A 21,975-nucleotide genomic window follows, 5' to 3' on the forward strand; every position below is an offset into this window, starting at 1 on the left:
GTTGGGCGGGGGTGATGCGGACGGTGGGTCCGACGGGGCGGATGGACTGTCAGTGCATGCGGGCATCTGTGTCGAATAGGGACAGTTCGTGCTGGTGGAGGAGGTGTTGGACGATGAAGGATCGTCCGGCGACTTTCCAGAGCCCACGGCCGCGGTTGAGGTGTGAGATGGCGTCCATCTCGACGGAGGTCAGGCCGAGCAGCGAGGCGGCGGCCTGCAGTTGGTCGGTTTCCTGGCGGTAGATGATCCGGGTGGAGCAGTCGGCGAGGAGGCCCTCGGCCAGTGCTCGTCCGCGGGACCCGGCGTCGCCTGCGGTGAGCAGGTCGGACAGCCGGTGGATGACCATGAGGTTGGCGATGCCCAGGCCGCGGCTGAGTTTCCACTGGGCCTGCATGCGTTGCAGGAGGCCGGCGTGGCGCATCAGGCGCCAGGCTTCGTCGTAGACGATCCAGCGTCGGCCGCCGTTGGGGTCGGTGAGGGCGGATTCCATCCAGGCGGAGGCGCAGGTCATGGCCAGGACGAGGGCGGTGTCGTCGCCGGATCCGCCCAGGTGTGACAGGTCGATGGTGAGCATCGGCGCTCGGGGGTCGAAGGTGACGGTGGAGGGGGCGTCGAACATCCCGGCCAGGTCGCCGTGGATCAGGCGGCGCATGGCGTGGGCCAGGTCACGGGCTGCGTCGCCGAGTTGTCCCGACATCATCCCGGCGGCCTCGTCGAGCACGGCGGGGTCGTTGAGGGTGACGGCGACGTCCCCGAGGAGGGGGGTGCGGCCGGTGTCGGCAGCGTGGGTGACGACGGCGTCGAGGGCGATGTCCAGGGCGGTGTGCTCCATGGGCATCAGGTCCCGGCCCAGGACGGTGCGGGCGAGGGAGCCCAACAGGAGCAGGCGTCGCTTGCGGATCTCCCCGGCCCAGTCGGCCTCGGCGATGCTCTGGGGGCGCGGGGCCGCGTCCAGGGGGTTGAGCCGGCCGGGAAGTCCCGGGCCCAGGGCCACCGACATACCGCCCAGGGCTTTTGCTACCGGGCTCCATTCGCCCTTGGGGTCGCACGGCACGTAGACGCGGTAGCCGAAGGCGACCGAGCGCAGCGCGAAGGACTTCGCGAGCGCTGACTTGCCCTGGCCGATCACACCGGCGAGCAGGATGTTGGGATTGGTGAACCCTTCGATCTTGCCGTACAGGGCGAACGGGTCGAACACGAAGCTGGCTTCGGCGTGGACATCGCGTCCGATGTAGATGCCTTCGGCGCCGAGTCCGCCTTCGGCGAGGAAGGGGTAGGCGCCGGCCGCCACGGCGGTGGTCATGCGGTGGGCGGGCAGCTTCAGTCTGTTCCTGCGGGCCGAGGCTGGCCCGGGGCGACCGCCCGGAGGGTAGAGGCCGGTGGGCAACTGGTGCCCGGCGGGTGTGCCGCTGGCCGGTTGGGCGGCGGCTTCGGCGCGGGCCTTGGCGGTGGCCTCGGCCAGCTGGCGGCGGGCTGCTTTGCGGGCGGCCCGGTCACCTCCGTGCGGGGTGAACAGGGCGGACGCGGAGGCGCGGCGGGCGGGCCGGTGACTCATCGGGAGCCCTCTCTTCGGCGGCTCATCGGACGCAGGCCGTGGTGTGGGGGCGGAGATCGGTGGGGGTGGTCTTGCGGCGGATGCTGTGCCCGGCGGCGAGGTGACGTTGGCAGATGGTCAGGACGGGCGGCCCCTCGGGCAACCGGTCCGGACGGCACTCGCTGGCCCCGGCGCCCTGGGCGGTCGAGAGGTTGGGCAGTAGGTGGAAGGCCGAATGGATCTCAGCGGTGGCCTGCCAGAGGCGGGTGTGGGCGGTGGTGAGGTGGCGGCCCGCGGCGGGGTGCCGTGGCCGGGTGGTCCCGGCGAGCTGGTCGAGGAGGTGGTGCAGGGCGGTGAGGTGGGCGTGGAGCACGTCCAGGTGCACGCGGTCCACCGACGTTGCAGGGGTGGCGGCGGTGTGTGCCAGGGCGCGGGTGTGATGGCGGACTCCGGCACTCGCGGCCCGGAGGTAGGGATGCGCGTCGTCCGGAGATGTGCGAAAGGTCAAAGGTGGTGTTCCTTCCTGCCGTAAGGCAGGGATGGCCGTGGGGATCGTGCTGCGGTAATCGCAGGGCGGCGGGTGGGACGGCTGGTCGGCGCGAACGGCGCGGTGCCTGCGGCGGCGGGCTGGGTGGGGGCCCGCTGGGCCGGGAGGCTGGCCTGCTCGTGGCGCAGGTCGTTGTACGAGCCGGGGGCGCCGGTTCCGGGGTGGCTCTCCTCAGTCAGCAGCGCTGGGGCATTGAGCGAGGGGCTGGCGGCGTCTTCCAACCATTGCTGGAATGACGGCAGTTCGCGGGGAGTGCGCTGCGCGTCGTGAAGGTCGGTGGCGTGGACGACGAACAGCCAGGGGCGTTCGCCGTCCTCATGGCCGGGGCCGGTGAAGGCCAGGGTGAAGGCCCGGCAGGTGGGGATGGCAGCCAGCAGTTCAAGGCGCTTGATCACCACGCCGAGGGTGTCGCTGGCCTCCATGGCGGTTGTCTCGCGGACCTCTTCGTACGCGGTGCGCTGCTCCTCGATCACGTCCCCGTCCGCGGTGCGATGGAGGTCCAGCTGCTCTTGGTGACGGTGGCGCAGGGCCTGCAAGGGGGCGAGCACGGCGAGGATCTCGTCCATCAGGTGTGGTGCGGGGTCGGCAGTGGGACGCGCCCCGGTCATAGGGCGGTCCGGGCGAGGGGCAGTGCGGCGAGGGTGAAGGCTTCGGGCTGCTGGTAGTTGAGCCGTCGCAGGTCCACTCCCGAGGTGACGGCGTGGGTTTCGATCTGCGCGCAGGCGGCGTCCAGGAGAGCGTTGGTCTCGGCGGTGACGGTGACCAGGCCGGTCAGGGCCACGTCCGCGTGCCCGGCGATCAGCTGGCGCTCTCGTGTTTTGACGTCGGCGTACTCGACGGAGTCTTCTTCGCTGTCGACCTGGCCCTTGCGGGATCTCTCGTTCGCGTCGGCGATGATCGCGGCCTTCTTGCGCTGGACGTCGCGCAGCGCGGACTCAAGTCCTTGCGGCGCGTAGATCAGGGACAGGGTGCGCCGTACTCCGGCCGTGAACATGATGCCGTGCAGGAAGCCTGCCCCCATCTCGGTGCGGGGCCAGTTCTCCACCCAGTAGGTGGCGTGGCGGGCGGAGTCGGTGACGAGCCGGTCGTACTCCTCGACCTGGACGACGGGCCCGGCTGCTGCCGGATCGGCCTCGGCGCGGCCGGCCGGGGACCACTGCTGGAGCGCGGCGAGCGCTTTGGGGTCGTAGGCGGTGCGGATGACGGCGGCGATCTCCCGGGGGCTCAGCCAGCCCGTCACCATCAGCCCGGCGTTGCGTGCCGCCTGGGCGATGGAGGCGGTGGTCTGCCCCATGACGGTGAACGATCCCGGCAGTCCTCCGCCGGCCTGCGAGATCAGGCGCTTAGCGGCTTTGAGGTCGAGGGAGATGGCGAGGTAGGTCTCGTGCGGGGCCGCGGCCGGCCCGGCCGAGGCGACCAGTTCGGAGTAGATCCGCCCGGCGACCGGGGTCTGCGGCCGGCCGTTGTGGGCCCAGTGCCGGGTCAGGGTGTCGCCGCTGTCGGGGACGGTGCGCTCCAGGACCTGCACGGTGGCGATGTGCCCGGTGCGGGCGATGCCGGCGAGCGCGCGTCCCCAGCTGGTGACGTTGTGGTTCTGGGAGGTGGGGTCGAGCAGGGCGAAGGCGCGGGAGGTGACGCGGGCGATGGCGGTCAGCGTCTGCTGGTGCGGGTCGTACACGGCCGCTGCGCCGTTGGCGGAGTCGCCGGGTGTGACGACTTTGAGGGAGGCGGCGGTGCCGGGCAGGTGCAGGATGCCGTCCTGGCGGGGGCGGGTGACGGGCCGGGCGAGCCACAGGGTCTGGCCGGTGCGTCGGCGGTGCGCGTAGCGGGCGACGATCGGCGCCCAGTCGATCAGTGACCGCCCATGCCGGCGGATCATCACGAGCGCACCCGCCGCAGCCCACAGCGGGGTCAGGGCGACGGCGCCGAGCAGGCCGGTGGAGACCACCGTCATCAGGAGCAAAGCCAATGCACTGGACACGAGCACGAGTTGCGGCAGGGACAGGCCGAGGAGGATGCCGCGGCGGGAGCGGTGCGGGAACTTCACCGTGACCGGGGCGACGGAAAGATCATTCACAGGGGCGGATCCTGGGGTCGCGGGTGGGGCCCGGGGGCGGGAGGTGCGGAGCACCCCCCCGCCCCCGGGCAGCGGGCAGGGGATCACAGGCCAGCCGGGGGCATCGGCAGTCCGGGCGCCGGGCTGGTCATGGGGGCCGGCGGTGCACCCTGGGGCGGGGTCGTGATCGGCGGGACGGACTGCCACCCATTTCCCTGACTGGGCGGTGCGGCGTTCGGTCCGGGGCCGTTCGGTTCCGTGCTGCGCGGCTGGCCGTTGGTGTTGTCGGAGGGGTTCATCGGCGGGGGCTGGACAGTCTGCTCCAGGCCGGGTGGGGCACTGTCGTTGTCTGTGCCGGTCGGGTTGGGGGCGATGTCGCCGGGGAAGTCGCCTGTGGCGTCGGGGCCTTGCGGGGCGGCTTCGGCTCCGGCTGCCGCTCCGCCGCCGGCTCCGGCGGTGGCTGCTGCGGCTGCCTTGCGGGCGGCCTTCTCGGCGTGCTGCCTGGCGATTTGGGCTCCGGCACCGCCGGCGCGGTGGATGGACTCCCCGTCGGTGCCGTCGGCTGCCCAGTGCACGAATTTGAAGACCGCGTACGGGCACAGCAGCACCATAATCATGATCACGATGCCGGACATGACGTCGGCGAGCGCGCCGATCCCGTCCTTGGACTCGGTGTTACCCATGGCGGCGATGCCGAGTACGAAGATCACGGTCATCAAAAGTTTGGAGACCACGAGGGTGGCGGTGGCTTCGATCCAGCCGCGACGCCACCGGCGGGTCGCTTCCCAGCCGCCGCCGGCGCTGGCGAAGATCGCCAACGTGACCATGACGAGGATGCCGACCTTGCGGACCATCATCACGCACCAGTACAGGACCGCGCCCAGTGCGGCACCCAGGCCGGCGAACGTCGCGATGAGCCAGCCCATGGGGATGATGGCACCGATTTCGGAGACCTTGACGATGCGGCGCACGGCCGTCTCGATCGTCAGGTGCGAGGCTCGGAACAGGCCGTCGCTCAGTGCGTCGACCACTTCGATGGCGACGGTGGTCAGTGCGATGGCAGCGAACGCGAAGATGACACCGGAGGCGGTGCCGGTGAATGCCTGGGTCAGGGCTTGGCCGTCCCGTCTGAGGGCGGCGCGTATGAGCTGGGCGCAGAAGGTGGCGACGAGCAGGACCAGGCCCAGCGGCAGCAGCATCTGGTAGTTGTCGCGGAACCAGGGCGCGTTCAAATCGACCTTGGTGGTGGTGTTGACGGCGGTGGCGGCCAGATCCGCTGATGTGGCGGCGAGTTCACCGGCGGACGTGGCCAGCCAGTTGCCGATCGCCTTGCCCGGGTCGGTCGCGAAGTCCACCGCGTCGCCGACAGCACACACCTTGCCCACGACGGGAAGGTCACAGAAGCCCACGGAAGGGTCCCTCCATTCTTAGTCGGAGCAGGTCACGGTGCGACGCGGGGAGCGATGGCGACCAGGGAGCAGTCGTGCGAGGGCCGGCACTGAACGGCGAGGGACACGGCCCGGTCCTCAGCTCCCGAGCCGCCGCTCTTCCAGGCGATCTGCTGCTTGCCGTTGACGGTGACGACGTAGATGTACGCCTCGGTGATCGCGGTCGGATCATCGGCGAGGGCCTGCTTGAACGCCGAGGGGTAGTGCGCTTCGGCGACGGTGAAGGTGGCGTGCTGGTCGTTGTCGGCCATCCGCGACCACAGCACCGGATCGGGAACCTGGGCGGCGATCGACTGCCAGTCCGCGTACTGGGTTTCCTTGCTCATCCAGGTGTTCATGCCAGCGAGCTGCTGGTCACGGCTGGTGTCGCGAGTGTCGTAGGACCACAGCATCGCGGCGGCGGCCTTGGCGTAGGCGACCGGCTCGGAGACCGGCGGCGGCGGGGGAACCGAACCCGTCCCGCCGGCCAGCTTGGGCACGGACTGGGACGGCGAAGCGCTGCCGGTGAGCGAAGGCGTGGGCATGCCGGCACGGTCGGACTGGCCGCCCCGCCCGGAGAACCAGGCGGCGGTGGCGCCAACCGCAAGCAAGCCAGTGAGGACAACCGCAACGACTGCTACACGCCGGTTCGCCGACCAGCCGACTCCACGGGCCGGCAGGACGAAGGAGAGGAAGCGTTTCTGCATCAGTGGACCTGCGATCCCAGCACACTGAAGAACGCCACGATGCCGTTGGCGGCGCCGAGGCCGAGGGCCGCGCCGGCGGCGACGACGGCCCCCTTCTTGCCGTTGGCTTCGGCCTGGTGACCGCCGCTGTGGTGGCCCCAGGCCCATACGGCGAGGGAGACGGCGAGCGCGCCGACGACAGCGACGATGCCGAACAGGTTGATGCTGTTGACGACGTTCTTCAGCACGGACAGGCCCGGCAGCCCGCCCTCCGCGGGCGTGATGCCGGGGTCGTAGGCGAGGTAGGTGACGCGGTCAGCGAGGGGGAAGGGCATAGGGGTGGTGGAGCTCCTTGCGTACGCAGGCCAGGCGAGGGCCGGCGGAAAGGGGGAGAAAGGGAGGGCGAGGTGCGCTCGGGGCGCGGGAAATGGCCGTCGCGAAGACCCGTCCGGCGCGGTGTCCGGGCGGTGGGCGGCGTCAGACGACGCGGCGGACGGCGAGGATCGCCCAGTCCTTGATCGGGGTGATCCGGACGGGCTTGGTGGTGCGCGGCGCCTCGATGACCAGGCCCGCGCCTAGGAACATGCCGACATGTTCGGGGCGGGCTGCGGTGCCGCGGGCGAAGATCAGGTCGCCGGGTCGCAGCTGGCTGGGTGCGACCGCTTTGCCCTCGTTGACCTGGTCATACGTGGTACGGGGGAGGTGGATGCCGGTGCGGGCGTATGCCTGCTGCATCAGTGAGCTGCAGTCGCAGCGGCCCATCGGGTCAGGTCCGTGCGAGTCGGTGCAACTGCCGCCCCACTGGTACAGCGTCCCGAGCTGAAACATGGCCCACTCGATGGCCTTGCGCGCCTTCGGGTCGGCGTCCAGCAGGATCTTGTAGCCCTTCGGGACGCTGCCTTCGGGGATACGGCCGAAACCGGAGCCGTCCGCGGGAGGCGGGCAGCCGGTGGTGGCGGCCTCGGGGTCCTTGCTCTTGTCCGGCTGCGTGCCGTTGCCGGCGTTCGGGAAGGTCTTGGCGACAGCGGTCTGCAGTGCGGTGGCCAGGCTTTCCCATTGCGCGTACGCGTCGGGGTAGCCCGATGCCTGCACGGCCTGGGCGGCCTGCGTGACGGTCAGTTGCTGCCAGCCCTTGACTTTGAGCAGGTGTTGGTAGAACTGCTCGGAGGCGTAGACCGGATCGCGGATCTGCTGGGCGGTGCCCCAACCCTGCGAGGGCCGCTGCTGGAACAGGCCCAGCGAGTCGCGGTCCCCGGAGTTCAGGTTGCGCAGCCTCGACTCCTGCATCGCGGTGGCGATGGCGACGATCTGCCCGCGCACCGGCACGTGCAGGCTGATCCCGGTGGCCACGATCGTCTGGGCGTTGGGGATCTGTTCCTTGGGCAGCGTGAGGCCCTCGATGTGGACGTCCGTGCCGGAGGCGCCGTCGAGGATGGCCGTGACCTGCTTGCTGACGGCATCGATGTCGACATCGTTCAGGCAGTCACTGCGGGAGCCGGCGCTTTGGACGGCATCACTGGAGGAGGCCAGCATCATGGCCGTTCCAGCGATAAGGAGGGGCGAGAGGATAACGACGCCGATGCCGGCGGCGATCCCCTTCAACCGGATCGAACCACTGGGGTGTTAACCAGCTCGGGTATCGGCGGGTGGCGCGATGTCATGGGCGTGTCCTTCGGGTGCGGTGTCCGGCGTGCCGCGTACGCGCTGGCGTGGTGGAAGGGTGCGGCGGCCGAGGTGGGCAATTGAGACGGGCCGGTGCGGGCGAGTTGCCGCTCGCTTCGCGTGGCCGGGCGATGCTTTAGGTGTGCCGGGGCAGGGGAATCCTCCGCAAGCTGTGGTGTGGGAATGGCCGGCGGTGTTGTGCACCGGCTGGTTCAAAAACAGTAGGGCCGAATCGGCCGTTGACCAAAAAATTGGTGTGAAGGGTCGGAATCCGACACCTCATCAAGGGACTTCTTGGTCAGCGGCAAATTCGGCCCTATAGTTTTTGGACTCCCCTCTCCCTCCCCGTTCTGCGGCCCGGGCATTCTTATGCCCCTTTCGGGCCTGCGGGGACTCGTCTGCGAGACGGGCAGTTCCCTCTGCACCTCCCTACCCGAATCGGGGTTCCTCTTTGCCTTTTTCCCTGCACCACGGCGACGCTCTCAGTGTCTTGGCCGGCCTGCCGGATAACTGCGTCGACTCCGTCATCACCGACCCGCCGTACAACTCCGGCGGCCGGACCGCGAAGGAGCGCACGACGCGCTCGGCGACGCAGAAGTACACCTCCGCTGATGCCCAGCACGCCCTGCCGGACTTCACCGGCGAGAACATGGACCAGCGCAGCTACGGGTTCTGGCTGACGCAGGTCATGACCGAGGCTCAGCGGCTCACCAAGACCGGCGGCACGGCCCTGCTGTTCACCGACTGGCGTCAGCTGCCCGTTACGACGGACGCGATCCAGGCGGCTGGCTGGCTGTGGCGCGGGGTGCTGGCCTGGCACAAGCCGCAGGCCCGCCCGCAGAAGGGCCGGTTCACGCAGAACTGCGAGTTCATCGTGTGGGCGTCCAAGGGCGCGATGGACGGCTCCCACAACCCCGTCTACCTGCCCGGCATGTACTCGGCCTCGCAGCCGTCGGGGGCCAAGCGCCGGCACATCACGCAAAAGCCCGTCGAGGTGATGCGCGAGCTGGTCAAGATCAGCCCCGAACGCGGCACGGTACTCGACTTCTGCGCCGGCTCCGGCTCCACCGGCGTCGCCGCCCTGCTGGAGGGCCGCGACTTCATCGGCGTGGAGAAGACCAAGCAGTACGCGGCCATCGCGGCCGACCGGCTTACCGAGACGATCCGCGAAACCCTCACCCGGGACGACATGGTCCTCGCGGTCTGACGCCACACCCCGCCCCGCCCGTGCCGGCAACCGGCACCGCTCGCAGCTCAGGTGGCGCCCTGCTGTGGTTCATCAACAGCGCGCCACCTGGGCCGCTCTCCCTTGTTCTCTGCGTCTCGTAGGAGGCCACACTTTTGATGCCCGAACCCATGGAACCGCCCCCCATCGGTGAGTTGGAGCCGCTTCGTATTCCGGACCCTCAGCTGGAGGGGATCGAGGCGAGCGTCCGGCGGCTGATGGAGCAGTCGACGCAGCAGGCCCAGCAGCTCGACCATCTCGCCTCCGCTCCCGCCCCCGCGTCGCCGTTCGCGGCATTCGGCATGCCGGGGTTCGGGGCGCCGGCTCCGGCGATGCCGCCGGAGCCGCGCCCGATATTGGAGCTGGACGGGGAGGAGCGTGAGGACGAACTGGACGCGCTCAGCGACTGGGTCGACGACTTCCTCCTCGCGGTCTACGGGGCGGAGGTCACCACGGCGGCGCCTTGGTGCCTGCAGTGGCAGGAGCACGACGACGTTGTCGCTTGGCTGCACGCCCTGTGGCTGGCCTACCAGCAGCACAAGGATCCCGAAGCCGGGCTGAGCGGCCTGTTCGTGTGGCACCGGGACTTCCTCACCCACGCCATCGCCGCGATCCGCGCGCCGGGCGGCCCGCTGTCGGCCTGCATGACCTCCCCGGAGCGTCCCGCGCACCGGCTTCTGCCCGGACCCCGGCCGTCAGTCCGTGTGGAGAAGCCAACGGCCAAGGTGGCGGGACCTGCTGAGCGGGTCGAGCCGACGTCATGAACGGCGGGCAGCCGCAGCCAGCCTTCGGCCTGAGCTTCGATCCCCGCGCCCTGACCGATCTCCTCCAAGCTCCGGGTGATATTCGCGATCTCACCTTGTCCTACCTGCAGGAGCTGGTGAACGCCCAGCGCTTCGGACTGCGACTCGACGGGGATTTGGAGGGCTATCGCAAGCTGTTCGTGGACTCCCGCAAGGACTGGCGCGTCGTCTACGGCGTGCGCCCGGCCCCCGAGAATTCCGTGCATCGGCGCGAGATCCACGTCGTCGCGGTCCGGCCGCGTGCCGACAACGACGTCTACGACGAGGTCGGCCGCCGCCTGGGGATGACCCGCCGGCCGCTCAGCGCCCGCACCCACGCTGCACGCTCCCGCCCCCCGCAACTCACGACCAGCGGCCCCGTATCCAAGCCAGGGCCGCCGCCCTCCCCGATGCCGGGCCTGCCCCGCGCCGCGCAGAACCCCTCGCACCATCACCCCCACTAATCTCTTGGAGCCCCCGCCTATGCCTCCTGATCCCGCGCCGGCAACAGCCCGGCGTGCGGTCTCCTCGCTCGACCACCGCATCGAGGCTGTCACCGGCCATGACGTCGACACCCTGTGGACCTACCGCGACCGCGAGGTCCTCGACGAGCCGCACACCCGCCTGGTCGACCGGCACCGCGAGCTGGCCCAAGCGGAAACCGGCGTGACCTTCTACCGCACCCTCCTCCACCGCCTGACCAGCGGCGAGTTCCCCGTCGATGGCCCACTGTTCGAGCGCATCGACCGCACCGTGGACCAACTGGAGGAAGCCGCCGACACACGCGACACCGCAGCCCAGCGGGTGATCGCAGCTCTGGAGCCGATCGAGGCCGCCGGCCCCACAGCACCGGCGGCCGGGGGCGAACTGATTTCGGCTGCCGACCAGGCAGCGTTGCTGTCCATCGCGGCCGGCGCCAAGGTGCACGCCCACCTGCTCACGGGGCGGATGTCGGTGCCCACGTCCACCGGCACCAGGGTTCTGTACACCCACCTGCAGCAGCTCGAAGCCGCCGGACTGGTCTCCCGCGACACCAGCCACACAGCCGAGGCCGGGCAGCCGGTCACTCTGACCGATACAGGTCGTGCCGCACTGGCCAGGAGCCGCGAACACCGACCGGCAGCCGTACCACCCGCACCGAAGGCCGACGCTTGGCCCGCCGCCCCCATCCGGCTCCGCCGCTGAATCCGGCCACCTATGAGGAGACCTTTGCCCATACCCGAACTCGACCTTCATCTCGACGGCTTCGAGGCCGCAGACCCACAGATCGAAAGCGCGTTCTGGATCACGATCGGGGTCTGCCAGGACGACTTGCTTCCCCTGGCCGAACACCACAGCCCTTCCGGAGCGGACAGTTTCTACGTCCTGCACGACGGCGCGGCCACCTGGGGCCATCCCGGGGACCCACAGATCGTTGCACTGCATCTGCAACGCGATGTGACGGCGCAGACGTTCAGGTTCGAAGCCAAAACCCTGCCACTGGCGTCGATGGCGCAATCCTGGCTCATTCACCGCGGTTGCCCTCCCAACGCCATCGACCTCAACCCCGACCTGGGCCCCGCTCCGGCAGACGAGGCGACACGGTCCTTGGAGCGGCGACTCATGGGGGACGGAGACCACTTCGCGTACGGGCACTCCTACACCAGCGACGACCCGAACGACTGGGTCACCGTCGTGGCCCTGCGCGCGATGGATGAACGGACCCCCTCACCGTTCCGCGTCGTGGTCGAGGAAGTCGACAGCGCATCGTGGACCCACACCTTGCGCGAGGGCGGCTTCGCCACCGTCGAGGCAGCCCTCCGATGGTGCAACGAGCGGATCGCCGGCACCGCCGGTCCGCTCCCGCCCATCCGCCCGGAAGTCTCATCCACGCGTCCGGCGGCCGTACCAAAAGGCCCCGCTGCGCGTCCGTCCGGCCGCTCGCGTTGAGCATCAAAGCCGGTAGGCGCCGCGCAACATAGCCGACGATCGCCGGTTGGCCAAACCGGCGATTCTCCGGACTCTTATTCAGACGCCGGACAACAACTCCGGTGCGATTCGACGCAATCCCCATGCCCGCACGGAGGTTTCTTCCGCATGCGCCCAACCCGAACTCCTCTTTCCGCCGCGATGCACGCAGTACTCGCTGAGTCGACGCCCGCATACGCCTCGTCAGACGAGCATGCCCCCAGCCGAGTGGTCATGAAGTAACGAGTTGCCCGCTCGCCCATCAATTCCCTACCTCTGAAAACCCGGGCGCCTGCGCCCGCAGGAAAGGAGTTCCCCTTGTCCGAATACATATTCGACAGCACGCAGGATGTCGTGGCCGTACTCACCGAGCAGATCGAAGCCCACTTCGACATGGACATCGAGCAGTTGAAGGCCGCGGTCGCCATCCAGCCGACTGCCAGCCCGGATGCCACCGAGGTCGTCAGATGGCACGGCCTTCTCGTCGGCGCCCAGACAGTGCTCGACCGCGCGGAGGACGACCTCCTCACCGCTCTGGAAACGCAGCCCAGCGAGGTCGACGACCCGACGATGGGCCTCGCGCACCGCGTCAACGCAGCAGTCACCGCCCGCGACGGGCGCGCCCTGGTCGTGCGATGGCTCCTCGACCCGGACGCCCCCGGCAAGAAGGACCCCACCGCCCAACGACTCGCCCGCCTCAACCGCGCCGACCGAACAGGTCCGGCCGTGCAGACCAACGCTGCGCTCCGACCCGCCACCGCACCGGCACCGGCGACACGAACGGGGAAGGCAGCGCAGCGATGAGCGACAGGCTCAAGCCCAGCAGCGCCGACGGATATCTGGGCGATGTCTTCGGCGCGCCGGTCACCGAGCTGTACGCGGCGGCGGTCGGCGCCGATGCGCCCCTGGCGATGACCCGCGCCCTGGAGCTGCGGTCGTTCCTCGCAGTGACCGAGGAACAGGTCGCCCGGGTACGCGACCGTGTGCACGAGGCGATGGGACCCGACCGCGACATGGGCGAGTTGTCGGCCGATGACCTGCGCTTCGACGCGCAGTGGCTGCAGGCGGCGCTCGACGCCCGCGACGGCTACCGCGCCGCGCTCGGCGACCTGCTGCACACCTTGCCACCGCCCGGCCAGCAACCCCTCCCCGCCCGCCTGACAACTACGCCGGTCGCCACCACCCTGCCCACGGCCATCGCCGCCCCGGCACCGCAACGTGCCGGGGCGACCCCGGCCCGCCGATCGTGAAAGCCACCAATTGCCCCACTCCCCGTCCTCCGAGATAGCAGGACGGATCGAGGACCTGTACGCCGCTCCGCTGGCTGATCTCGAAGCCCACGCCCAGGCCCAGCCACCCGGCATGCTCTCCGCCCTGCTCGCCATGCACGACGACCTCGCCCTCGCCGAGCGCAGCATAACCCTCCACCGCGACCGCCTCGCCCAACTCGTCCACCCCGAGCGGCAGATGGGCGGACACGAGGTCTCCCACGTTCTGGACTGCGCCCGTCGGCTCGCCGAGGCCGTCGCAGTCCGCGAGGTCCAGGCCAGAACAGTCTCCGCTGTCCTCCAGAGCCTGGCCCGCGTCGCCGCGCCTGCACCGTCACTAACCGCCACACCGTCCTCGGTCACCGCGCCCGTTCCGGCCGCGAGTACTGCCCGCAACCGCTGACCGTTGCTGCCACCCCCCTGCTACCGATCTTGGAGTTCCTCCCTTGGCCCTTACCGGTCTGCCCACCGACACCGACGCTGACATCGCCCGGGTCACCGAGGCACTCGCCATGATCACTCCGCGCTGGAACGTGCGGATCCTGCTGGCCATCTCCGGCAAGGCGCTGCGCTACAGCGAGATCGCGGGCAAAGTGTCCTGGCTGCAGGACGGCCAGCTCCATCCGAAGCTCAAGACGCTGTGCGACGCCGGCCTCGTCCAGCGCACCGAACACACCTCGCGGCACGTCACCTACGGCCAAACCAAGCGCGGCGCAGCGCTGCTGCATGTCCTGCCGATGATCGTCACCTGGGCCGAGGAGTATCTGGAAACGGCGGACCACCCGCTGCCTGCAATCGAGCAGATCGAGGACAGTCTCACCCTGCTCACCCGCCGCCATGCTGCCGCAATCTTGTGGGTGCTGAAGTCCAACGAAGAGGTCAGCGGCCGGGCGCTGGCCAGGATCATCATGCCCAGCAGCGACTGGACCAACATCTACCCGCCGCTGCGGCAGCTTGTGACCGACGGCCTGGTCAACACCGGCGGTACCGGGCAGCCCTACCGATTGTCGGTGTCGGGCGACGGCCTGGGGCCCGTCTTCGGCGCCCTGTCCGCGTGGGCCGCCGGCCAGCCCCTCACGCAAGCTGCCCGACACCCGCTCTGGGGACGCCCGCAGGCCGAACCCGCAGCGTCGAAGTGGATCAGCAACCCATCTCGGCTTCCGGCCCCGCCGATATCACGGCCACCGATCCGGGGCAGTGAGACCTCGCAGCCGACCTGGCAGAACCGCGATCTGTTCTCCCACGCCGCAGCGGCCCGCCCGACGGCGGCTCTCCCGGCGGGAGGCCCGCGCCGATGACTGCCCCCTTCACCGTTGCCGAACTGCGCAATGCCTTTGCCCAGATGTCCTCGCCGGCTCTGATCCGCCTGATCACCGAAATCGACGACCACGGCCCGATTCCACCGCGACGGCTGGCCGGCACCCTCCCCGACCTCTCCCCGCACCAACTCCGCCGAGCCACCGAGATGGCCCGCACCATGGGCCTGTGCAGGATCGGTCCCGGCGTCGGACTGGAACTGACCCCGTCCGGAGCGGAACTGGCTGATCTCTACGACGCGACCGCCCGATGGGCGCGGCACAACAGCTACCCGCACCCCATCTGCGACTTCACCACGCGCGTCCGGCAGACCTTCCAACTCATGGGACAGAGCGTGTTGGCCGTCACCGCCGATGGATCCCACCGTCCGGCGGCGGATCAGCGGGCCGACGAGAACCTGGACCGCGTGCGCGCCATGCTGTATCAGCGGCTGCACTTCGAGGCGCAGGCCGCCACGCACGTCGAGTTCGAGCCTGCCGCGTGAGCGACGGCGTCATCCCGCGGCACGCCCGCCACACCGCGGGCCTGCTGCGCGGCATCTACCTGCCGCGCACGGTAGAGGCCCTCGCCTCCGCCATGTCCACCTACGGCATCCCGCTCCTGGTCCTGGCCACCACGCGCTCCGCAGCGATGACGGGTCTGGCGTTCGCCCTGGAGTGGGTACCCCGGTTGGCGGCGTTCGGTTGCGCCGGCGCGATCGTCGACCGGCGCGGGGCATCGGTCGTCTTCTTCCTCGCCTCCCTCAGCCGTGCGCTGGTCCTGGCCGCCGGCGCTCTCCTCCTCGTCCTCCACCCGGCCGGCACCGTGGCGAGTGCGACAGTGATGGCGCTCGCGGCCACTACCGGCGCGCTCACCGAGTTCAGTTACATCGCGGCCGAGACCGCAGGCGCCACCGCCAGCCGCCGGGCCGGAGCACGCGCCCACCGCGTACAAGCGGCCCTGCTCGGGATCGACCAGACCGCAAACCTGGCCGGCCCCGCACTGGCAGCGCTACTCCTACTCACCGGCCCGCCGCAGACGCTCGCCGTGATCACCGTTCTATCGCTGCTCGCCGCGCTTCTCGCGCTGCGCACTCCTCCCTCGCCCATCGCCCCGGCCCGCGCACCGAAGAGCAACAACACGGGTCTGCTCACCGGATGGCGAACCATCCGCTCCCTGCCCACGCTCGGCTGGCTGGTGGCCGGTCTGACGCTGTCCAACTTGGCCACCGGACTCCTGCAGGCGGCCGGCCCCGTGATCGTCGTCAACCACTTCGGGCAGTCCACCACCGCCGTCGGCCTGGTCTGGTCCGCCGCCGCAGCGGCCACCCTCCTGAGCGTCACACTCTGCCGGTTCGTGATTGACCGCCTGGGCCTGTGGCCGGTCGGCGCAACCTGCGCCGCCCTCGCCTCGCTCGCCTGCCTCGCTGCAGGCCAGGCCCCCGATTACCTCTCCTACCTGGTGTTGGTCTCGGTCCTCCTGGCTGCGGAAGGTGGCATGACGGTAATCCTGCGGACCTTGCGCTCTCGCCTGATTCCCCCTGGTCAGTTCGGCAGCACCCTGTCGGCGACCATCCTCATCCTCCTGCTGCCCTTCCCCCTCGCCGGCGTGCTGACCGCGCTCACCCCGCCCGACGCGCTCGGCCACATCATCACCGCCTGCGCCGTCCTCCAGGCCCTCGGTCTCTTCCTCGCCTTCACCCGACTGCGCACCGACCCCGCTCTGCGCACCTGACCAGGGTCTTCCCCAACCTGTGGAGAACTTCCCCATGCCCGCTACCTGCCTTGCACCACATCGTGTACGCGGTCGCACCATCACCGAGCAGTTCCACGCATTCCATGCTCGGCACCCGCACGTCTACTACGCGCTGGAGCGCATGACCGCTCGCCAGCTCGCCACCGGCGCCACCCGCGTCGGTCTCAAAGACCTTTTCGAGGACCTGCGCCGACAACTCCCGCACGGCGTCGCCGGGCTGAACAACAACTTCACCGCCCTCTACGCCCGGCAACTGATCGCAGCGCACCCTCAGTGGGCCACCGCGTTCGAGCTGCGCCGCCGCCGCGCCGACTGACAACACCATCCTCGCCTTGTCCTCCACCGATTCGGAGCACTCTTCTTGTCCGCTCGCCCCCTTGTCCTTGTTGTCTCTCCGGGCGATGAGACGTATCGCGGCTACTGCCTTGAGCAGGTTGCTGCTACCTACGACGTCGTCCTGCTGACCGGCACTGAGCCGTCGTGGGAGAAGCCGTTCATCGTCGACCACGCTGTGACCGACCTTCAGGACTCCACCGCCCTGCACGCCGCCGGCCGGGGCCTGGCAGCACGCCATGACTTCGCCGGCGTCGTTACCTGGGATGAGTGGCACCTTGTCCCCGCTGCCCGTCTCGCCCGTGCGCTCGATCTGCCCGCGAACTCGGTCGAGGTGATGCGCGGCTGCCGCAACAAGGCCACCGCCCGGACCCTGTTCGCACGCCACGGGGTGCCATCGGCCGCTTCCATGAAGACCCGCTCCCTGTTGGAGGCGGGCATGGCGACGATGATCGTTGGCTATCCCGCCGTCCTGAAGCCCACCGCGCTCGCCGGGAGCATCGGCGTGATCCGTATCGACCGGCCCGAAGAACTGCCCAGGGCGTTTGAGTTCGCCGCGGCCGGAGCGAGCAAGAGCCGCGAGGACACCGCTGTCTTGGTCGAGGAGTACCTCGACGGGCCGGAGGTCTCCGTCGAATGTGTCACCCACGACGGCGAGACGACCGCCGTTGCGGTCACCCGCAAGAGCCTGGGCCCCGCCCCGTATTTCGACGAGACCGGACACACCGTCGATGCCCGCGACTCCCTCCTCGCCCACGTCGGCCCGGTCGCCGCCGCTGCGATCAAAGCCCTGGGTATCACCGACGGCGTGCAGCACGTCGAGATGCGCCTGGTCGACGGCCAGCCGCGCCTGATCGAGGTGAACGCCAGGATCGGCGGCGACCTGATTGGCCACCTCGTCCACCTCGCCACCGGCATCGACCTGCCCAAGGCCGCCGCAGACGTTGCCTGCGGTCGCGTCCCGGACCTCACCCCGACGCGGCGCGGGGCCGCGGGCATCCGCATGCTCTACCCGGCGGCCTCCGGCACCCTCACCCAGCGGCAGATCAACCAGCCGTACGCCGCCCACACCCCATGGCTGCGGCAGGTGCAGTGGATCCGCCAGATCGGCGACCCGGTTCTCCTGCCGCCGGAGGGTGACCTGTTCACCGCCAGGGCCGGCTTCTACATCGTCACCGGCCGCGACACCGCCCAGGTCGACGAGCGCCTCGATACGGCCGCCGGCGAGATCACCCTGACCACGAAGGCGGCCCGATGAGCCCCGAAGCCGACCCGGGCTACGACATCGACGGGGACGTCTACGTCTCCCCGCGCTACCTCGCGGGCACCACCGGGATCGGTGACCCCGCCCTCCAACCCCTGCTCGCACTGGGCTGGGACCTCCAGCACGACGACCTCGGCAACGCCTACATCAATGCCCCTGACCGTCGGGTCCGCCTCGGCTACCTCCCCGAAGGCGAAGACGACGGCCTGTGGCGCATCAACGCCTACAAAGACCCGTTCGCGGCGCCGACCTGGGGCGTCTGCTTCAACGACCGCACCCCCACCGAATTCGTCCAAGCCTGCACCACCGCCCTCGCCACCGCGTACGAACAGGGACCGGACGCCTACCTCGCCCGGCCGGTCTCCGGGGCCGACGAGCACGACCCCTTCCTGGTCGTCGCCCCTCTCCTCAGGCAGGGATGGGCTATCGATCGGCCCCGCTGGGGCGTCTTCACGGTCCAGTCGCCGGACGGGCTCGCCGGAATGGAGTTCACGAGCCTCATCCACCTCGATCCGGAAGCCGAACTGACTACGCGCGACGCCCGCTGGCAGCTGTGGGCCCGCAAGTCCATCGAGCGCCCTGCCTGGTACGCGACCGCCAGCACCGGTACCCCCGTCGCCCTGCTCGCCGCCGTCACCCAGTGCGTATCCGACCCGGCCCCGCTGCCCCGGTGGCGAGAGGACACCTACAGCTACATCAAGGGCATGGCCCAGCTCACCCCCATCCTCCCGCCCGGGCCACCGGCCCCCACGCCCCTCGACGTCCAGCGGGCCGCCGCATCCCGGCGTCCAGCCGCGCTGCCCGCTCCCAGCGTCCCGCGCTGGAGCACCACCAGCCGACCGGCACTACCCGGCCCACGCCGATAGCACCAACAGACCCCGACCGGAGACCCTTCTTGTCGCTGCAGGCCCCCGAGTTCTTTGCCGAGCTGTGCCTCCCTGGCTTTGTTCACGAGTACGAGCAGCAGATGTTCACCACTTTGGGAGGCGCTGCGGTGGCGGCTGCTCGATTCAAGCGAGTCGGCGTAGAGCGGAGGCTTTGTGGTTCCAGCGTGGCGCCTGAGGGTGGCAAACGTCGCTGTTGAGTGCGGGGGTCAGCAAGGTCGTGACGGTGTGCTGGGGCTCCAGCGGAACCTGGTTGCTCTGGTGCGCGACTGCGGCGGAGGTCGGGGGTTCTCGGCTGTGGCCGTTTTTGTGATCAGGGCGTGATCGGATCCCAACTTGCAGCGAATTGTGACTGTAAGTAGCCTCATGCTCACCGGGAGTGTCCAGGCTGAAAGGGCGGTTCTCATGCAGTACGTCGCGCTTGGCGACTCGTACAGTGCAGGCCAGTTCATCGGCGGCGACGTCAACCTCGTCCGCGAGTCTGTCGGCGGCGGACTCGGCGGGCCTGATGGCGACTACACCGGCCGGTCCAAGGACAGCTACCCCCAGCAGCTGTCCCGGGGGGTTCTGGCCGAGTACGAGTTCATCGACGCCACCAGCGGTGGCGCGGACATCGACGGGCGCGGCCTGGGCCTCGGCGGCCTTCTTGTCCAGCAGACGGTTTTCGGCGGGCCGCCGTACGTGCCCGTCGACGAGAACGGCAGCCCTCAGTTCATCCCGACATCGAAGCCGCCGCAGGTCGACGCGCTCAGCGAGCGGACCGCCCTGGTGACCGTCGGCATCGGCGGCAACCAGTTCAACATCGGACAGATCGTCGCCAAGTGTGCCGCGCTGGGCGCGAGCTCGCTGGGGAGTCCCGGCACGGACTACTACCGCGACACCGAGGAGGGCCGCGAAGACCTCGCGCAGAAGGAGGCCGATCTGCGCAGCGGTTTCGCGAAGCTGATGCCGGTACTCAGGGAGCGGGCCCCTCGCGCGTCGTTCTTCTTCGTCGGATACCCCACCCTGTTCCCCAGCACCCCCGACGAGCAGCGCACCTGCGACAACGGGCTGGACGAGAACATCACGATCAAGAAGGGCGACATGCCCTTTATCCAGGAGCAGTTCGCCCTCGTGGACAGCATCGTGCGCGAAGCCGCCGCATCGGAGGGCCACGCCTTCGTCGACATCGCAGAGTCCAGCCGGGACCACCACGTCTGCCGCGAGGGCAACGACAAGTGGATGTACGGCCTCTACGCCGGCTACCAGTTCGACGACACCCTGGACGGCTACAAGCCCGCCCGCTTCCCGGCCGGCGCGCTCATGCCGCCGTTCTCCCCCGGCTGGACGGCATGGATGCAGGGCCTCCTCGCCAACGGCGGCGGCATCTTCCGCGGCAACGAGACCCTCACCACCTTCCACCCCAACAAGCGTGGAGCCGACAACCAGACCGCCCAGGTCACCAATGCCCTGCGTGCCGCTGGCCTCGTGTAGCCGACCCACATCGTGACCCACCCAGAGGGCCGGGCCCGCACCGTGCGGGCCCGGCCCTCCACACATCCGCAGAGAAGATCTCACGGCTTCTGGCGGGCCGCCGAGGCAGGAGCGATGCCCACAAAGCCCTTCTGTTCGATTCCGTGGCCCGCTCAAGTGCCTCCCAAAGTGGTGAACATCTGCTGCTCGTACTCGTGAACAAAACCAGCCTCCCCTTTCGCCACAGCACCGTGGTAGGCGCCACGTACTTCGCCTCCCCCACCCCGGATGGACCGCTGCGGCTGCGGATCGCCTTCACCGGCACCATCCACGCGGGCACCTACGGCGGACTGCGCCTGGCGGTCATCCACCCGGACCGGGGCGAGATCGACGCGGTGGCCCTCAGCTTCGTGGACCACGGCACCTTTCACCGCCGCGACGAGGCCGCCAACACCTCCAAGAACACCAAGCGGTACGGCACGTTCGACACCTACCACCGCCCGGGTCAGCCACCGTGGGAGGGCGCCGTCACCACCGGGTTGCGCGATGCCATCCAGCAGTACACCGCCGTCTGGTTCCCCGGCGCTTGGCGAGCGGTCGCGGCAAGGCGTGCTGCGGGCCGAACCGCCCGCGAGGTTCCCGCCCCGCCTGCCACCCACGCCCCTGGTGGCCACGCCCGCTGAGCCGCGCCAGCGTTCTGCGCCGCCCCAGACATCCTCTTCCCAGCCCGCCCGCCTCCCGCCCCGCGCAGGCGGGACCCGATGAACCTCCCACTCCCCACCCCTTGATCAAGGAGCCTTCCTCTTCGTGCATGCTCGTATCGCCCGCAGCGCCGTCCGATCCGCTGCCCTCGCCGCCGCAGTGACCGGCACCCTCACCTGGGCGCCGGCCGCGACCGCCCAGCCATCCCAGCCGATCCCCTCGGCCTCCAGTGCTCCCGCCCAGATACCGGCCGCGAAAGTGGGCAGCATCGTGATCACCAACAAGGACGCGGCCGGGAACGTCCTCCCCGGCGCCACCTTCGTGCTGCTCGACTCCACCGGCCGGGAAGCCGGACGCGGAAAGACGGACGCGCACGGCAATTTGACCTTCCCCGATCTCGCTCCCGGCGTGTACCGGCTGAAGGAAACCTCCTCCGGCAGTGCGCTCCACGAGGTCGCCGCCGACCAGGACGTCATCGTCACCCCCGGCGCGACCACACCGCTGACGATCACCGACCCGTTCAAGGCCGCCAAGGTTCTCCTCCAGGCCAAGGATGACAAGACCGGAAAGCTGCTCCCCGGCTCCACCGTCAACATTGGAACGGGCAGCGAGACCCTGCTGACTCTCACCACCGGACCGCAGGGAACAGCCACCGCAGAGCTGCCCGTGACGAGCCGTAAGGCCGACTTCTGGGTCAAGCAGGTCAGCGCCCCGCAGGGCTATGACCTCTACAAGCCCGCGAAAGCGTTCACCGCCACCCCCGGCGCCGTAGTTACCGTCACCGTCAATAACTCCAAGACCGCAACCACCCCAAAGCCCGACCCCACAGACAAGCCCACCACCGCCCCGTCCCCGCCTGTGGACAAGCCGACCGATGGGCCCTCCGGCAGCCCATCCACCGCACCCGCCGACTCCGCCCCATCGGCTACTGAGCCCTCACCATTCCCGACCGCAGTCACAGCCAAGGAAGGAACGCCGAAGGCGCCGGTAGGGTCCCTCGCGCACACCGGCGCCGATGCCACTGGGTGGATAGTGGGCGCCGGAGGACTCCTCGTCGCCGCTGGTGGCGGCGCCCTGATCGCTGCCCGCCGCCGCAAGTCGGCCGAGCCTGAGCCGGACGACAACCGCGAGAGCAGCTAACCGACAGTCATCCCT

At 69.7% G+C, this 21,975-nt stretch carries 25 protein-coding genes; 17 read left to right on the forward strand and 8 right to left on the reverse strand.

The window, feature by feature from the left end; genetic code table 11:
• Nucleotides 1-49: 49 nt before the first annotated feature.
• The 8 genes from O3W51_RS34435 to O3W51_RS34470 all read right to left on the reverse strand — a co-directional run bounded on the left by O3W51_RS34435 (nucleotide 50) and on the right by O3W51_RS34470 (nucleotide 7,852).
• Nucleotides 50-1,555: a VirB4 family type IV secretion system protein gene (locus tag O3W51_RS34435; RefSeq protein ID WP_164608403.1), complete on the reverse strand. Its 1,506-nt coding sequence runs from the start codon at nucleotides 1,553-1,555 to the stop codon at nucleotides 50-52.
• 22 nt (nucleotides 1,556-1,577) lie between these two features.
• Nucleotides 1,578-2,042: a DUF6238 family protein gene (locus tag O3W51_RS34440; RefSeq protein WP_164608404.1), complete on the reverse strand. Its 465-nt coding sequence runs from the start codon at nucleotides 2,040-2,042 to the stop codon at nucleotides 1,578-1,580.
• Nucleotides 2,039-2,689, reverse strand: a complete 651-nt coding sequence (locus O3W51_RS34445; RefSeq protein WP_269288279.1) for a hypothetical protein — start codon at nucleotides 2,687-2,689, stop codon at nucleotides 2,039-2,041. The genes O3W51_RS34440 and O3W51_RS34445 overlap by 4 nt, the downstream gene beginning before the upstream one ends.
• The gene (locus O3W51_RS34450; RefSeq protein ID WP_164608406.1) at nucleotides 2,686-4,158 is read right to left on the reverse strand and encodes an SCO6880 family protein; all 1,473 of its coding nucleotides are present in this window, start codon (nucleotides 4,156-4,158) and stop codon (nucleotides 2,686-2,688) included. The genes O3W51_RS34445 and O3W51_RS34450 overlap by 4 nt, the downstream gene beginning before the upstream one ends.
• An 83-nt stretch (nucleotides 4,159-4,241) precedes the next feature.
• Nucleotides 4,242-5,546, reverse strand: coding sequence for an SCO6881 family protein (locus tag O3W51_RS34455; RefSeq protein ID WP_164608407.1), 1,305 nt, complete (start codon nucleotides 5,544-5,546; stop codon nucleotides 4,242-4,244).
• Nucleotides 5,547-5,578: 32 nt separating this feature from the next.
• On the reverse strand, nucleotides 5,579-6,271 hold the full coding sequence (locus tag O3W51_RS34460) for a hypothetical protein (RefSeq protein WP_164608408.1): 693 nt from the start codon (nucleotides 6,269-6,271) through the stop codon (nucleotides 5,579-5,581).
• Nucleotides 6,271-6,585 (reverse strand): DUF6112 family protein, encoded by a 315-nt coding sequence (locus O3W51_RS34465; protein WP_164608409.1) that lies wholly within the window; start codon nucleotides 6,583-6,585, stop codon nucleotides 6,271-6,273. The genes O3W51_RS34460 and O3W51_RS34465 overlap by 1 nt, the downstream gene beginning before the upstream one ends.
• A 142-nt stretch (nucleotides 6,586-6,727) precedes the next feature.
• Nucleotides 6,728-7,852, reverse strand: a complete 1,125-nt coding sequence (locus tag O3W51_RS34470; protein WP_164608410.1) for a C40 family peptidase — start codon at nucleotides 7,850-7,852, stop codon at nucleotides 6,728-6,730.
• 511 nt (nucleotides 7,853-8,363) lie between these two features.
• Between O3W51_RS34470 and O3W51_RS34475 the strand changes: the two genes are divergently transcribed.
• The 17 genes from O3W51_RS34475 (at nucleotide 8,364) to O3W51_RS34555 (ending at nucleotide 21,960) form a co-directional block, all read left to right on the forward strand.
• Complete coding sequence (locus O3W51_RS34475) at nucleotides 8,364-9,119, forward strand: DNA-methyltransferase (RefSeq protein ID WP_164608411.1); 756 nt, start codon at nucleotides 8,364-8,366, stop codon at nucleotides 9,117-9,119.
• A gap of 236 nt (nucleotides 9,120-9,355) precedes the next feature.
• On the forward strand, nucleotides 9,356-9,901 hold the full coding sequence (locus tag O3W51_RS34480; RefSeq protein WP_164608438.1) for a DUF4913 domain-containing protein: 546 nt from the start codon (nucleotides 9,356-9,358) through the stop codon (nucleotides 9,899-9,901).
• Entirely contained in the window at nucleotides 9,898-10,383 is a 486-nt protein-coding gene (locus O3W51_RS34485; protein ID WP_164608412.1) for a hypothetical protein, read from the forward strand. The genes O3W51_RS34480 and O3W51_RS34485 overlap by 4 nt, the downstream gene beginning before the upstream one ends.
• A 19-nt stretch (nucleotides 10,384-10,402) precedes the next feature.
• Nucleotides 10,403-11,104, forward strand: coding sequence for a hypothetical protein (locus O3W51_RS34490; protein ID WP_164608413.1), 702 nt, complete (start codon nucleotides 10,403-10,405; stop codon nucleotides 11,102-11,104).
• Nucleotides 11,105-11,128: 24 nt separating this feature from the next.
• Nucleotides 11,129-11,848, forward strand: coding sequence for a hypothetical protein (locus tag O3W51_RS34495; protein WP_443048372.1), 720 nt, complete (start codon nucleotides 11,129-11,131; stop codon nucleotides 11,846-11,848).
• 336 nt (nucleotides 11,849-12,184) lie between these two features.
• Complete coding sequence (locus tag O3W51_RS34500) at nucleotides 12,185-12,670, forward strand: hypothetical protein (RefSeq protein WP_164608415.1); 486 nt, start codon at nucleotides 12,185-12,187, stop codon at nucleotides 12,668-12,670.
• On the forward strand, nucleotides 12,667-13,116 hold the full coding sequence (locus O3W51_RS34505) for a hypothetical protein (protein ID WP_164608416.1): 450 nt from the start codon (nucleotides 12,667-12,669) through the stop codon (nucleotides 13,114-13,116). The genes O3W51_RS34500 and O3W51_RS34505 overlap by 4 nt, the downstream gene beginning before the upstream one ends.
• 10 nt (nucleotides 13,117-13,126) lie before the next feature.
• Nucleotides 13,127-13,537, forward strand: a complete 411-nt coding sequence (locus O3W51_RS34510; protein ID WP_164608417.1) for a hypothetical protein — start codon at nucleotides 13,127-13,129, stop codon at nucleotides 13,535-13,537.
• A 43-nt stretch (nucleotides 13,538-13,580) separates the two neighbouring features.
• The gene (locus O3W51_RS34515) at nucleotides 13,581-14,432 is read left to right on the forward strand and encodes a winged helix-turn-helix transcriptional regulator (RefSeq protein WP_164608418.1); all 852 of its coding nucleotides are present in this window, start codon (nucleotides 13,581-13,583) and stop codon (nucleotides 14,430-14,432) included.
• Nucleotides 14,429-14,935 carry a regulator gene (locus O3W51_RS34520; protein ID WP_164608419.1) on the forward strand — a complete coding sequence of 169 codons (507 nt, stop codon included), beginning with the start codon at nucleotides 14,429-14,431 and terminating at the stop codon, nucleotides 14,933-14,935. The genes O3W51_RS34515 and O3W51_RS34520 overlap by 4 nt, the downstream gene beginning before the upstream one ends.
• A complete protein-coding gene (locus tag O3W51_RS34525; RefSeq protein ID WP_164608420.1) occupies nucleotides 14,932-16,164 on the forward strand; it encodes an MFS transporter in 1,233 nt (410 codons plus the stop codon). Before O3W51_RS34520 ends, O3W51_RS34525 begins: the two co-directional genes overlap by 4 nt.
• Nucleotides 16,165-16,198: 34 nt before the next feature.
• Nucleotides 16,199-16,501, forward strand: a complete 303-nt coding sequence (locus O3W51_RS34530; RefSeq protein WP_164608421.1) for a hypothetical protein — start codon at nucleotides 16,199-16,201, stop codon at nucleotides 16,499-16,501.
• Nucleotides 16,502-16,546: 45 nt separating this feature from the next.
• Nucleotides 16,547-17,776, forward strand: coding sequence for an ATP-grasp domain-containing protein (locus O3W51_RS34535; protein WP_164608422.1), 1,230 nt, complete (start codon nucleotides 16,547-16,549; stop codon nucleotides 17,774-17,776).
• Nucleotides 17,773-18,648 (forward strand): DUF317 domain-containing protein, encoded by an 876-nt coding sequence (locus O3W51_RS34540; protein ID WP_164608423.1) that lies wholly within the window; start codon nucleotides 17,773-17,775, stop codon nucleotides 18,646-18,648. The genes O3W51_RS34535 and O3W51_RS34540 overlap by 4 nt, the downstream gene beginning before the upstream one ends.
• Nucleotides 18,649-19,071: 423 nt before the next feature.
• On the forward strand, nucleotides 19,072-20,139 hold the full coding sequence (locus tag O3W51_RS34545; RefSeq protein WP_164608424.1) for a GDSL-type esterase/lipase family protein: 1,068 nt from the start codon (nucleotides 19,072-19,074) through the stop codon (nucleotides 20,137-20,139).
• 194 nt (nucleotides 20,140-20,333) lie between these two features.
• The gene (locus O3W51_RS34550; protein ID WP_269288283.1) at nucleotides 20,334-20,801 is read left to right on the forward strand and encodes a hypothetical protein; all 468 of its coding nucleotides are present in this window, start codon (nucleotides 20,334-20,336) and stop codon (nucleotides 20,799-20,801) included.
• Between the two features lie 124 nt (nucleotides 20,802-20,925).
• Nucleotides 20,926-21,960: a SpaA isopeptide-forming pilin-related protein gene (locus O3W51_RS34555; protein ID WP_164608425.1), complete on the forward strand. Its 1,035-nt coding sequence runs from the start codon at nucleotides 20,926-20,928 to the stop codon at nucleotides 21,958-21,960.
• The last annotated feature ends 15 nt before the right edge of the window (nucleotides 21,961-21,975 follow it).

Source organism: Streptomyces sp. H39-C1, assembly GCF_027158125.1.
Classification (GTDB): domain Bacteria; phylum Actinomycetota; class Actinomycetes; order Streptomycetales; family Streptomycetaceae; genus Actinacidiphila; species Actinacidiphila fildesensis.

Coding starts and splice junctions, on each gene's coding strand:
- O3W51_RS34485 (WP_164608412.1), top strand. CDS start 9,898: ATGAACGGCGGGCAGCCGCAGCCAGCCTTCGGCCTGAGCTTCGATCCC.
- O3W51_RS34530 (WP_164608421.1), top strand. CDS start 16,199: ATGCCCGCTACCTGCCTTGCACCACATCGTGTACGCGGTCGCACCATC.
- O3W51_RS34460 (WP_164608408.1), bottom strand. CDS start 6,271: ATGCAGAAACGCTTCCTCTCCTTCGTCCTGCCGGCCCGTGGAGTCGGC.
- O3W51_RS34445 (WP_269288279.1), bottom strand. CDS start 2,689: ATGACCGGGGCGCGTCCCACTGCCGACCCCGCACCACACCTGATGGAC.
- O3W51_RS34540 (WP_164608423.1), top strand. CDS start 17,773: ATGAGCCCCGAAGCCGACCCGGGCTACGACATCGACGGGGACGTCTAC.
- O3W51_RS34465 (WP_164608409.1), bottom strand. CDS start 6,585: ATGCCCTTCCCCCTCGCTGACCGCGTCACCTACCTCGCCTACGACCCC.
- O3W51_RS34480 (WP_164608438.1), top strand. CDS start 9,356: ATGGAGCAGTCGACGCAGCAGGCCCAGCAGCTCGACCATCTCGCCTCC.
- O3W51_RS34435 (WP_164608403.1), bottom strand. CDS start 1,555: ATGAGTCACCGGCCCGCCCGCCGCGCCTCCGCGTCCGCCCTGTTCACC.
- O3W51_RS34520 (WP_164608419.1), top strand. CDS start 14,429: ATGACTGCCCCCTTCACCGTTGCCGAACTGCGCAATGCCTTTGCCCAG.
- O3W51_RS34490 (WP_164608413.1), top strand. CDS start 10,403: ATGCCTCCTGATCCCGCGCCGGCAACAGCCCGGCGTGCGGTCTCCTCG.
- O3W51_RS34545 (WP_164608424.1), top strand. CDS start 19,072: ATGCAGTACGTCGCGCTTGGCGACTCGTACAGTGCAGGCCAGTTCATC.
- O3W51_RS34505 (WP_164608416.1), top strand. CDS start 12,667: ATGAGCGACAGGCTCAAGCCCAGCAGCGCCGACGGATATCTGGGCGAT.